13 protein-coding genes are annotated in these 11,572 nt (G+C 70.8%); 9 read left to right on the top strand and 4 right to left on the bottom strand.

Translation table 11 applies throughout. From position 1 onward, the window contains the following. The first annotated feature begins 71 nt into the window (after nucleotides 1-71). On the top strand, nucleotides 72-773 hold the full coding sequence (locus ABD817_RS35405) for a FadR/GntR family transcriptional regulator (RefSeq protein WP_344922789.1): 702 nt from the start codon (nucleotides 72-74) through the stop codon (nucleotides 771-773). 145 nt (nucleotides 774-918) lie between these two features. Here the strand turns inward: ABD817_RS35405 and dnaN are convergent, their stop codons facing one another. From dnaN to ABD817_RS35390, 3 genes are all read right to left on the bottom strand, one after another. Then, nucleotides 919-2,016, bottom strand: coding sequence for a DNA polymerase III subunit beta (dnaN, locus tag ABD817_RS35400; RefSeq protein WP_344922788.1), 1,098 nt, complete (start codon nucleotides 2,014-2,016; stop codon nucleotides 919-921). A 162-nt stretch (nucleotides 2,017-2,178) separates the two neighbouring features. Further along, nucleotides 2,179-2,832: a response regulator transcription factor gene (locus ABD817_RS35395; RefSeq protein ID WP_329093772.1), complete on the bottom strand. Its 654-nt coding sequence runs from the start codon at nucleotides 2,830-2,832 to the stop codon at nucleotides 2,179-2,181. A 2-nt stretch (nucleotides 2,833-2,834) separates the two neighbouring features. Further along, nucleotides 2,835-4,367, bottom strand: coding sequence for a sensor histidine kinase (locus ABD817_RS35390; RefSeq protein ID WP_344922787.1), 1,533 nt, complete (start codon nucleotides 4,365-4,367; stop codon nucleotides 2,835-2,837). 156 nt (nucleotides 4,368-4,523) lie between these two features. Here ABD817_RS35390 and ABD817_RS35385 point away from each other — a divergent pair, with 156 nt between their 5' ends. From ABD817_RS35385 to ABD817_RS35355, 7 genes are all read left to right on the top strand, one after another. Next, nucleotides 4,524-5,420 (top strand): ABC transporter ATP-binding protein, encoded by an 897-nt coding sequence (locus ABD817_RS35385; RefSeq protein ID WP_344922786.1) that lies wholly within the window; start codon nucleotides 4,524-4,526, stop codon nucleotides 5,418-5,420. Then, the gene (locus ABD817_RS35380; RefSeq protein WP_344922785.1) at nucleotides 5,417-6,151 is read left to right on the top strand and encodes an ABC transporter permease; all 735 of its coding nucleotides are present in this window, start codon (nucleotides 5,417-5,419) and stop codon (nucleotides 6,149-6,151) included. The genes ABD817_RS35385 and ABD817_RS35380 overlap by 4 nt, the downstream gene beginning before the upstream one ends. A gap of 452 nt (nucleotides 6,152-6,603) precedes the next feature. Next, complete coding sequence (locus tag ABD817_RS35375; RefSeq protein WP_344922784.1) at nucleotides 6,604-7,347, top strand: phosphodiesterase; 744 nt, start codon at nucleotides 6,604-6,606, stop codon at nucleotides 7,345-7,347. Nucleotides 7,348-7,646: 299 nt separating this feature from the next. Continuing rightward, complete coding sequence (locus ABD817_RS35370) at nucleotides 7,647-7,796, top strand: hypothetical protein (RefSeq protein ID WP_344922783.1); 150 nt, start codon at nucleotides 7,647-7,649, stop codon at nucleotides 7,794-7,796. A gap of 59 nt (nucleotides 7,797-7,855) precedes the next feature. Further along, complete coding sequence (locus ABD817_RS35365) at nucleotides 7,856-8,425, top strand: sigma-70 family RNA polymerase sigma factor (protein WP_425583438.1); 570 nt, start codon at nucleotides 7,856-7,858, stop codon at nucleotides 8,423-8,425. Beyond that, the gene (locus ABD817_RS35360; protein WP_344922782.1) at nucleotides 8,422-9,153 is read left to right on the top strand and encodes an anti-sigma factor family protein; all 732 of its coding nucleotides are present in this window, start codon (nucleotides 8,422-8,424) and stop codon (nucleotides 9,151-9,153) included. The genes ABD817_RS35365 and ABD817_RS35360 overlap by 4 nt, the downstream gene beginning before the upstream one ends. A gap of 156 nt (nucleotides 9,154-9,309) precedes the next feature. After that, nucleotides 9,310-10,251: a CHRD domain-containing protein gene (locus tag ABD817_RS35355; protein ID WP_344922781.1), complete on the top strand. Its 942-nt coding sequence runs from the start codon at nucleotides 9,310-9,312 to the stop codon at nucleotides 10,249-10,251. A 247-nt stretch (nucleotides 10,252-10,498) separates the two neighbouring features. On the opposite strand, the gene ABD817_RS35350 is transcribed toward ABD817_RS35355, so the two are convergent. Next, nucleotides 10,499-11,092, bottom strand: coding sequence for an NADPH-dependent FMN reductase (locus ABD817_RS35350; RefSeq protein ID WP_344922780.1), 594 nt, complete (start codon nucleotides 11,090-11,092; stop codon nucleotides 10,499-10,501). A 350-nt stretch (nucleotides 11,093-11,442) separates the two neighbouring features. On the opposite strand from ABD817_RS35350, the gene ABD817_RS39740 reads away from it, so the two are divergent. Further along, a complete protein-coding gene (locus ABD817_RS39740; protein ID WP_486389325.1) occupies nucleotides 11,443-11,553 on the top strand; it encodes a MerR family transcriptional regulator in 111 nt (36 codons plus the stop codon). Nucleotides 11,554-11,572: the final 19 nt, after the last annotated feature.

The following is an 11,572-nucleotide window of genomic DNA, read 5'->3' as shown; positions in this document are numbered from 1 at the left end:
ACCTCCGGAATAACTAGGGTCTACCAGTCATTGATTCGTAGGATGATTGGTTTCTCCGGAGGAGGCGGACGGTGAGTCTGCGTACGGCGCAGCGAGCATCCCTCGTCGACCAAGTGATCGATCAACTCAAGGAGCAGATCACTTCTAACTCCTGGCAGATGCACGCGAAGATTCCTACCGAGACCGTGCTCGCCGAACAGCTCGGGGTCGGGCGCAACACCGTGCGCGAGGCGGTGCGTGCGCTCACCCACGCCGGGCTGCTGGAGTGCCGCCAGGGCGACGGGACGTACGTCCGCGCCACGAGCGAGCTCTCCGGGGCCATGTTGCGACGGCTGCGCACCGCCGAGCAGCTCGAGATCCTGGAGGTGCGGCGCGCGCTGGAGGTGGAGGCCGCCAGACTGGCCGCCACCAGGCGCACCGACGCCGACATCGCCGGGATCGAGGCGGCGCTGGCCGAGCGGGAGCGGGCCTGGGAGCTGGGAGAGCCCGACACGTTCGTCGAGGCCGACCTCGCCTTCCACATGGCGGTCGTCCGTGCCACCCACAACCTGGTGCTGATCGATCTCTACGAGGACTTCTCGGCGGCGCTGCGCGCCAGCATCACCGCCGCGGGCACCTCACTGAACAGCACTCTGAACAGCACGTACATCCCGCACGAGGCGATCGCCCGCGCCATCGCCGTCGGTGACGCCGCCGCCGCCGAGCGCGCGGGCCACGCGTGCATGGAGCACATCCTGATCGCCCTGACGGAGGAGCAGGAACTCTCTCTCTGACTGACCCTCTTCTCATGACTGGGGCCCCCTCACCATCCGGTGAGGGGGCCCCAGTCATGAGAGCGCCGTCCCGGGCCGGACGCGGGGAGCGCCCATGCGGGGTACGGCGTCGTCCCGGGGCTGCGGCATCACCTTCAAAGGGTGATCAGGTCAGGCGCAGGGACATCACGAGGTAGCGGAAGGAGGGGGCGGCGTCGCCGGGGACCTCCGTGATGAGGGCCGGACGGCTCGGCGACTCCATGTTGAGCCGGACGAGCTCGGTCTCGACCCCGCTCAGGCCGTCGAGCAGGAACTGGGACTGGAAGGCGATCTGGATGTCGCCACCGGACAGCTCGGCGTCGACGACCTCGGTGCCCCGGCCGATCTCACCGCCGCCCGCCTGGATGAGGACCTGCCCCTGGGCGAAGGAGAGCCGGACCGCGGTGTTGCGCTCGGCGACGAGCGTGACCCGCTTGATCGCGTCGATGAACGGCGCCACCGGCAGGTCGGCCCGGATCGACCAGTCGTCGGTCAGCCGCGAGCGGTAGTCGATGAACTGCTCATCGAGCAGGCGGACCGTGGTGGCCCGGCCGACGCTCTCGAAACCGGCCACGCCGTCGCCCAGCGCCACCGACACCTCGCCGCCGCGCAGTGATTTGGCCACGTCGACGAGCACCCGCGCGGGCACCATCGCGGCGGCCGTGCCACCGGCCACCTCGGGGCGCCAGCCGAACTCCCTGGCCGCGATGCGGTAGCGGTCGGTGGCGGCCATGGTCACGTCGTCACCGGAGATGTCGACCCGGATGCCGGTCAGCATGGGAAGGCTCTCGTCACGGCTCGCCGCCGGGGCCACCTGGCCGACCGCGCTCGCGAAGGCCACGCCGCCGACCGCGCCGATCTTCGGCGGCATCGCGGGGAGGGTGGGGAAGTCCTCGACCGGCATGGTCAGCAGGCCGAACTCCGCGCTGCCGCAGGTCAGCACCGCTTCCGAGTCGCTGGTGAGGACCTCCACCACGTCACCGGGCAGGCTGCGGGTGATCTCCGCGAGGATCCGGCCCGGGATCAGCACCCGGCCGGGCTCCGCCACGACCGCCTCGACCGAGACGCGGGCGGAGACGTCGTAGTCGAAGGCCGACAGCACGAGGTCGTCGTCGGCCTCCAGGAGCAGGCCGGAGAGGACGGGAAGGGCCGGACGGCTGGGGAGCACCCGGGCCACCCAGGCAACGGCGTCGGCCAGGACATCACGGTTAACCTGGAACTTCACCTGATCATCCCTTCGTCCCGAACGGCACACCGGGCGCGGAAGCCGTACTTCAACAGCACGTTATCCGCTGAGACCGACAGAACCGTTACCCGGCCGGGGAAAAAGGGGAAAGGTGGGGCGTCAGCCTCGGGACGTTGAGGGTCAGCCTCGGGACGTTGAGGGTCAGCCTCGGGCGGCGTTGAGGTAGGTCAGGACGGCGAGCACGCGGCGGTTGTCGTCGTCGGAGGGGGCGAGGTCGAGCTTGGCGAAGATGCTGGCCGTGTGCTTGCCGACCGCGCTCTCGCTGAGGAACAGCCGCTGGGAGATGGCCGCGTTGGAGCGGCCCTCGGCCATCAGCTCCAGCACCTCGCGCTCGCGCGGGGTGAGCGCGCCGAGCGGCTGGTGGCGGGCGGTGCTGGCCAGCAGTTTGGCGATCACCTCGGGGTCCATCGCGGTGCCCCCCGCGGCGACCCGGCGGACCGCGTCGACGAACTGCTCGGCGTTGAAGACCCGGTCCTTGAGGAGATAGCCGATCGCCCCGGAGCCGTCGGCCAGGAGCTCGCGCGCGTACAGCTGCTCGACGTGCTGGGACAGCACGAGCACCGGCAGGCCGGGGACGGCCCGGCGCGCCGCCAGCGCGGCCTGGAGCCCCTCGTCGGTGAACGTGGGCGGGAGGCGCACGTCGACCACCGCCACGTCGGGCCGCAGCCCGGTCAGCGCCCCCAGCAGCTCCGGCCCCGACTCGACGGCGGCCACCACCTCGAAGTCGTGTGCCTGGAGCAGGTGGACCAGGCCGTCGCGCAGAAGGTACAGGTCTTCGGCGATGACGACTCTCAGGCTCACCGGCCCAACCATAGGCGGGCCGGCAGGATCTCCGCCAGCCGCTGCTGGCGGGCGTGCATGACGGGGATGAGCATGCCCGCGGCGTACATGGACAGGCCCAGGAGGATGTTGAAGACGATCAGCGGCCACTGCAGCAGTTCGGGCAGGTAGAGGGCGAGGAACCAGCTGCGGTTCTCGGCGTTGAAAAGCTTCATGAACATCGTCACCAGCCCCTGCGGGAAGAGCGGGAGCCAGCCGATCCCCCAGCAGATCCCGACGATGATGGCCTTGCCGCGAGGCAGGGACGGCGTGCAGTCCGGCCCCTTCTCCCGCAGGGCGTTGGGCAGGTCGAACGTGGCGGTGGTCGGGCCGCCCCGCGGGCTGTTGACCGCGAGCACCCCGTCGAAGGCCGCCAGCCTGCGCTCGATGCCGCGCAGGCCGCTGCCCAGGGACGGGTCGGCGCCCCCCGAACCGTCGTCGGTGACCACCACGCGCAGCGCGTGGTCGTTGCCGCTGATGTCGATCCACACCCGCTCGGCACCGCCGTGGCGGGCCGCGTTGGTGAGGAGCTCGCTGATCGAGAAGTAGGCGGCCGACTCCACGGGCGAGTCGGGGCGGCTGTCCAGGTCCACGGTGACCGTGACCTTCAGCGGGCTGTCCAGCGCGAGGGCGCGCACGGCGTCGCCGAGGCCGCGCTCGGCCAGGACCGGCGGGTGGATGCCCTTGACGAGGTCGCGCAGCTCGACGAGCGCCGTGGAGGACGCCTCCCTGACCTTGCCGAGCAGGGCCTTGGCCGCCACGGGGTCCTTGTCCATCAGCTCCTCGACCGCGCCGAGCGTCATGCCCATCGCGACGAGCCTCGCCTGCGCGCCGTCGTGCAGGTCGCGCTCGATCCGCCGCAGCTCGGAGGCCTGGGAGTCGACCGTCGCCAGACGCGCCTGGTCGAGCCGCTGGATCCGCGCCGCGAGCACGGATTTGGCCGTGGGGGAGAGCAGCAGGTGGTTCCACCACGCGTACGCCCGCAGTAGACGCGGCGTCGCGGCGAGCGCGACGGCCGAGGCGCATCCCAGGGCCAGGGGCACCATCACCGGGGTCGTGGCCCACATCGTCAGGACGGCGCATCCAGCCAGGGTGAGGGGCAGCAGCGGGAGGGCGCAGACGACCACCGGGTTGAGGAAGAGCCAGAGCCCGTCACGCCAGGTGGCCGGGTCGCCGATGATCCACTTCCAGCGGTTGTTCCAGTCGGGCCACTTCGCTGTCTTGTAGAGCTGGCGCTCGTAGCGGTACCAGCCGTCGGGCTGCGGCCGTGCCGGCAGCGGCGGGGGCAGGTAGGGCACCGGCACGGCGGTCCCGAGCCACGTGCCGTTCAGTCCCCTGGCGAGCGCGGTGCGGTGCCGGATCAGCTGGGCCGTCGGCGGAAACATGAAGATCATCCCCATGCCGAACGCCAGCACGAACCCGACCAGGGTCAGTACCACCAGGACGACGTCCACCAGCGCCGCCGCCCCCAGGGCCAGCGCCTTTCCCACCGCCACCGCGTATGTCCTCATGGGTCCAAGTGTCGGCGATCGGGCCGGGCGTGCCCAGTGGTGGCGGACGCCGTGGAGGGGTGGAGATAGCCACACCCCCGCCGGGTGCCTGGCCCGCCTCCGCCGGGGATGTAGACGGATTCTCCGCGTACGGCGCGGCTCGTAGCGTCGGTGAGCATGAAGGTCATCGAGGTCAGCAACCTCCGCAAGCAGTACCGCGACCAGCTGGCGGTGGACGACGTCTCGTTCACCGTGGAAGAGGGCGAGATCTTCGGCGTTCTCGGTCCCAACGGCGCCGGCAAGACGACCACGGTGGAGTGCGTCGCCGGTCTGCGCGTCCCCGACTCCGGCACCGTCAGCGTGCTCGGAGGGCTGCACCGCGCCGAGATCAAGGAACAGCTGGGGGTCCAGCTGCAGAGCTCCACGCTGCCGGCGAAACTCAGGGTGGGGGAGGCGCTCGACCTGTACGCGTCCTTCTACCGGACCCCGGCGAACTGGGAGGAGTTGCTGGAGCGCGTCGGGCTCGCCGGCAAGCGCGACACCCCCTACGGCAAGCTCTCCGGCGGCCAGCAGCAGCGGCTCTCGATCGCGCTGGCCCTGGTCGGCAGCCCCCGGGTGGCGATCCTCGACGAGCTGACCACCGGCCTGGACCCCCAGGCCCGCCGCGACACCTGGGAGCTCATCGAGCGGATCCGCGAGGACGGCGTGACGATCCTGCTCGTCACCCACTTCATGGAGGAGGCCGAGCGGCTCTGTGACCGGCTCGCGCTGATCGACTCCGGCCGGGTGGTCGCGATGGACAGCCCGTCGGGCCTGATCGCCAGGGTCGGCGGGCGGCAGACCGTGAGGTTCCGGCCGTCGGGGCCGCTCGACGACTCCCGGCTCGAAGCCCTTCCCGAGGTCACCGAGGTGAACCGCAGCGGCGGGCAGGTCGCGGTCACCGGCACCGGCAACCTGCTGCTCGCGGTCACGACCGTCCTCTCCACCGCGGGTGTCGTACCCACCGACCTGCGCGTGGAGCAGGCCACCCTCGACGACGCCTTCCTCAGCCTCACCGGAAAGAAGATCTCATGAACAAGATGCTCCTGACCGAGGCCAAGCTCTTCCTGCGGGACCCGGCCGGTCCGATCTTCGCGGTGATGCTGCCCCTCGTCCTCCTGCTCGCGCTGGGGCAGATCCCCGGCTACCGGGAGGCGACCCCCGAGCTGGGCGGGGAGCGGGTCGTCGACACCCAGCTGCCCGGCATGATGGTGATCCTGGCGGTGGTGACGATGGCGCTGACCGTCCTGCCGGCGACGCTGGTGACCTACCGGGAGAGCGGCGTGCTGCGCCGGATGTCCACCACTCCGGTCAACCCGATCCGGCTGCTGGTCGCCCAGGTCGCCAACAACCTCGTGGTGGCGATCGTCGCCACCGTCCTGCTGATCGTCCTGGGCTATCTCGTCCTCGGCTCGGTCCCGCCCAAGAGCCCGCTCGCCTTCGCGGGGGTGTTCGTGCTCGGCACGGCCTCGATGCTGGGCCTGGGGTTGCTGATCGCCGCGGTGGCGCCCAACGCGAAGGTGGCGCCGGGCATCGGCTCGCTGCTGATGTTCCCGCTGATGTTCATGGCGGGGATGTGGATCCCCCGGGAGCTCATGCCCGACCTGGTACGGCGGATCGGGGACTTCCTGCCGATGGCGCCGTTCGCCGACGCCCTTCGCGACACGTGGGCCGGGCACGCGCCGCAGACGCTGCACCTGGTGGTGATGACGGTGACCGTGCTGGTCACGGGTGGGCTGGCCGCGCGCTTCTTCCGCTGGGAGTAGCGGGTACGGCCACTGATCCGCCGGGGTCCGTCCCCTACGAGGGGCAGGGACGGACCCCGGCTTATCTTGGCGATCGGCGAGATCACCGGCACCGTCCTGTGGCCGGCCTCCGAGGAGGCGGCCTTCGAGGCGGCTTTCGTGGTCGGCGCCGACATCGTGCCGGTTGTTCCGTCCGCACCCCAGCGGCCCTCCCCACGCGGCTCCCCCGGCTCCACCCACCCGGCTCGGCGGCGTCGCCCACCACGCCCGGTTGTTCCGTCCGCACCCCAGCGGCCCTCCCCACGCGGCTCCCCCGGCTCCACCCACCCCGTCTTCCCATGCCTCCCCGACGCCCCCTGTTCCACCCTGCCGCGTGAGCTCTTCCGCTCACACCGGCTCTCCCCGCCCGGTGCGTTCCTGCTCTCCGCATCGGATGCCCGGCGGCAGGAAGCCGGATATGTCACTCTTGGTTGATGCTGATCCTGGCGCACGTAAGTGACGTCCATATCGACGGTTCCCCCCGCAGCATCGACAGGACCCGATCCGTCATGCGACACCTGGAGAACCTGTCCGGTCCCCTGGACGCGGTCGTGGTGACCGGCGACATCGCCGACAACGGCCTGATCGAGGAGTACGAGATCGCGCGTGAGCTGCTGACCACGCGCTATCCGACGATCATCTGCCCCGGTAACCACGACGTCCGTCCGGCGTTCCGCAAGGCCCTGCTCGGCCTCGACGATGGCGGCGACGGGCCGATCAACCAGGTCCTCAGGCTCGACGGGCTCACCGTCGCGCTGGGCGACTCCAGCGTTCCCGGGCGGCCAGAGGGCTTCCTGGAGGACGAGACGGTCACCTGGTTGAACGGTGTGCTCGCCGAGACCCCGGACACCCCGGCCATCGTCGGCATGCACCACCCGCCGGTGTCGCTGGGCACCCCGTACGTGGACGCGATCCGGCTGCGGAACCCGGAGCGGCTGGAGGCGGTCGTGCGGCGGCACCCGCAGGTGGTGGCCGTCATCGCCGGACACGCCCACACCGCGGCGAGCACCACCTTCGCGGGCCTGCCGCTCTCGGTCGCCCCGGGGGTCGTCTCCACGCTGCGGCTCACCCGGGAGCTCGACGCCCCGGTCCCCGTCGACTACGACCTGCCGCCGCAGATCGCCATGCACGTCTTCGACGGCGGCCGTCTCATCACCCACGTCCGCCCGGTCCTGTGACATCGCCGCGGCCCGCCCCCACGGCGCGCCGCGGGCCTGAACGGCACGCCTCGCGAAACCCCGTCACCCGGTGTTCGTACGCCCCGGGAGCCCGGCCCGCGCCCCCCGTACCCGCCCGTGTCCGGCCCCGGTGGGGACAGGTATTCTTCGCCCGGAATTAGCCTGCTTTTGCCCTTATGCGAAGCTAGTTCGGCTCATAATTGAAAATCCACACGATCCGTTGAACCCTCGGGGACCCGGCACCGTACTGCCTGCCGACACCGGAAACCGTCCGGCGGCCGACCCCGGGAGGGCACAGCGTGATCGTGGACGCCCTGTGGCGACCCGCTCCAGCGGGCACCGCCGTGATCGCGGAATCGCACCCCGGCCCCCGCGACCACGAAGAGGCGGGCGACGCCGCCCCGTACACCGGTCACGACCGCCCGGTGCGAACCTCGGGACGCGCGTGATGACGCGGCAAGCCGCCTGCCCCTCCCCGCCGGCCGATTCCCCCGGAGAGAACCCCACCGTGAAAGCCTCTTCCTGGTCCGGTGACCGGCGGAGCCGATCCCGGCTGCGACCGGTCGACGCCCCCGACGACGAGCTGATCGTCGCGGAGCTGTACCGGACGTACCACCGGCCGCTGCTCTCCTTCGTCGTACGGCTCACCCGGGGCGACGTGCAGTGGGCCGAGGACGTGGTGCAGGAGACCATGGTGCGCGCGTGGCGCAGCGCGGACCGGTTCGACGCCGACGCGTCGTCCCTGATGCCTTGGCTCGCGACGGTCGCCAGACATATCGTGATTGACGACCAACGCCGTAAGGACGCGCGTCCCCACGAGGCGGGTGAGGGACCACTGGAGAGTGTGCCCATGCCCGATCAGATGGAGGACCTTCTGCGACAGGTCGTCGTGTCGGACGCGCTCAGTTCGCTGTCCCCCGCCCATCGCGAGATCCTCAACGAGACGGTCCTGCGCGACCGGTCGGTGAACGACGCCGCCGAGGCGCTCGGCATCCCCGTCGGCACGGTGAAGTCGAGGGCGTACTACGCCCTCCGCGCGCTGCGCGTCGCCCTTGAGGAGAGAGGGGTGACGGCGTGACCTCGCGGGTGGAGCACACCGACGTGGGCGCGTACGCCCTGGGCATCCTCGGCGAGCCCGACCGGGCGGCCTTCTCGGACCACCTGGCCACCTGCCCGCCCTGCACCGCGGAGCTCCGGGAGCTGTCGGGGGTGGCGGACGCGCTCGCCGGCATCGGGCCCCTCAGGGACGGCGACGGCGCCGACGACGCCTCCGGCACCGGCGAGAGGGGTCCCGCCGAGGTGGTCAGCCTGCTGCGCCGGCGCAAGGCGGCCGACCGGCGTGCCCGCAGGGGCACGTTCGTGATCGGCGCCGCCGCGGCCGTCACCCTGGTCGCCGGTGGGATCGCCGTGGGCACCTCGATCTCCGGCGAGAGCGGGAGCGTTCCCGTCGGCCACTCCGCGCACGGTCCCGCGGAGGACGCCTACCGGGCCGGCACGCCGCTCGCGGGTACGGGCGCCCCCGGTGTCACCGGCGGCCTGGTCCTGGAGACGAAGGGCTGGGGCACCCACGCCGCCCTGGAGCTCAAAGGCGTCAGGGGACCGCTGGAGTGCGAGCTGATCGCCGTCTCCTCGACCGGCGAGCGGCGCGTGGTCACCGGATGGGCGGTGCCCGAGCGGGGCTACGGGGTTTCCGGCTCTCCCGAGCCGCTCTACGTGCACGGCGGGGTCGCCTGGGGGCCGGGCGGGATAGACCGCTTCGAGGTGCGCACGACCGGTGGGGACACGCTGCTCACCGTTACGGTCTGACCGGGCATCTTAGCCCTTCCCCGGAGGAGAAGGGCTTTTCCCGGGCCGTTTCCGTGTGTGTATTTTTACGTATTTGAACGTTGAACCATAGCTGGCCGCAGCGCCGTACAACCGGCTGAAGAACGCAGCACCCCTGACAGCTACGAGAGGTTCACGATGTCCAAGCGCACCCTCACCGTCTCCGGCGTGGCCATCGCCGCGGCCCTGCTCTCCTCGGCCCTCGCCCCGGCCGCGCAGGCCGGCACAGCCTCGGCCAAGCAGTCCGATACCGCGAGCACAGCGGACGCCTACTTCGCGGGCACCCTGCTCGGGAAGAACGAGGTGCCGACCAGCGGCGGTCCCGCCGTCGGCGACAAGAACGGCAAGGCCATCGCCGTGGTCCGCATCCGCGGCAACGAGGTCTCCTACGCCGTACGGTGGGAGGGGACGGCCACCCCCACCGCCTTCCACATCCACCAGGGCAAGGCCGGTAAGAACGGCGACGTGAAGGTCGGCTTCTTCATGGAGGCCCTGCCCGGCGGCAGCAAGGCCATCCTCGGCAGCGTCAAGATCAACGACAGCGGCCTGCTGTCCGGGATCAAGAAGAACCCGAAGAACTGGTACCTCAACCTGCACACCGCCGAGTTCCCGGGTGGCGCGGTGCGCGCCCAGATGCATCGGATCAGCCCGACCAACCTGGCCAACGTGCTGGCCAGCGGCGTGCACCCCATCTACCACTCCAACGCCGACGGCCGCCAGGAGGTCCCGACCCCCGGCAAGAAGGTCGGCGACCCGAACGGCCGCGCCGAGTGGCTCGTCGGCATCAAGGGGTCGAAGGTCTACTACGCCACCATCTGGGAGAAGCTCGCCGCTCCCACCAACGGGCACATCCACCGTGGCAAGAAGGGCAAGAACGGCGATGTCGTGATCGACTTCTTCGCCGACGCGAACGGCCTGCCCAAGGGCGTCACCGGGATCGCCGGCACCGCGTCGGTGAAGTCCGACATCGCCCGGGGCATCAAGCAGAACCCGAAGAACTGGTACACCAACCTGCACACCACCGAGTTCGGCGGCGGCGCGGTGCGCGGCCAGCTCTACCGGTCCGGCAGCGGCTGGTAGAACGACGTCCGGGGATCACGCGGCGGCGATGAGGTCCGGACGCGGAGGGGATCCACGGTGGCCACAAGCCACCCGTGACCCCGGAGACGACGGCGCCCGCCACACGGAACGAACTCCGTGCGGCGGGCGCCGTCGCGCGTGACGACCGGTGACGCGTCCGGGCCCGCTCAGGTGCCGGTCTGTCCAGGCAGTGGTCTGTCCAGGTGGTGGCCTGCTCAGGTGCTGGCCTGTTCAGGTGGTGGCCTGCTCAGGTGGTGTAGGGATGGGCGGCCCTGCCCTCGCGCAGCGTCCGCGCCCACCAGGTCAGCTGGTCGAGCAGGATCTTGGCCGCGCCGTCGCAGCTCTGCGGGCTGATCGGCGCCCCCTCGTCGTCGAAGTGCTTCCAGGCGCCGTGGAAGCTGACGGTGTCGCGGACGGTCACCGCGTGCAGCTCGGCGAAGACCAGGCGGAGCTGCTCGACCGCCCGCAGGCCGCCGGAGATGCCGCCGTAGGAGACGAAGCCGACCGGTTTGGCGTGCCACTGCCGGTCATGCCAGTCGATGGCGTTCTTCAACGAGGCGGGGAAACTGTGGTTGTACTCGGGCGTCACGATGGCGAACGCGTCAGCCCTGGCCAGCCGCGGGGTCAGGGCCCCCAGAGCTCGCGCCGCCTCCTCGGCGGGTGCGGCCCCGAAGCGGGGCAACACCATCGGCAGGGGAATCTCGGCCAGGTCGACGACGTCGACGTCCAGGTTCTCGTGCCGGTGGGCCCGACCCGCGAACCACTCCGCGACGATCGGGCCGAGCCGCCCCTCCCGGACACTGCCGACGATCACCGCTAACCGGATCGGCTCCTCGGGCATGATGGTCCTCCGCTGGTCACAGTGGGTTTGTCCGCGCCCTTGCGGCGCCGTGTGAACAGGTTCGTACCTCAACCAAGGTTCACGTCAAGCCTGGACCGCGCACCCACGGGCATCGGCGGTCGCGACACCGGGTACGCCGATCGTGAGCGGCACCGGTGAGGCCGTCGGCGGGCGGTGACGACGCGCCGACACCGGCGCGTACGGAGGAACCCGCCTTTCAGGCGTGACCACGCACGCGTGATCTCTCAGCTGCGATCTCTCAGGTGCCATGTGAAAGCGGTGGATCATGCCGTGGCTGCCACGGTACCCCGCTCTTGATCCCGGAATTTGCGAAGGTATCGTGATGGTTCGTGACGACGTTTCGGATCAGCGAGGCCGCCGCACCGTTGAGCGTCAGCCCCGACACCGTCCGCCGGTGGGGCGACGCCGGACGGCTCGCGGCCCGGCGCGATGAGCGCTGATGAGCCGCCGGGCCATGGG

Origin of the sequence: Streptosporangium oxazolinicum, assembly GCF_039537505.1 — a bacterium.
In the GTDB taxonomy this organism is placed as follows: Bacteria; Actinomycetota; Actinomycetes; order Streptosporangiales; family Streptosporangiaceae; genus Streptosporangium; species Streptosporangium oxazolinicum.
This window is presented reverse-complemented; position numbering and strand designations above follow the sequence as displayed.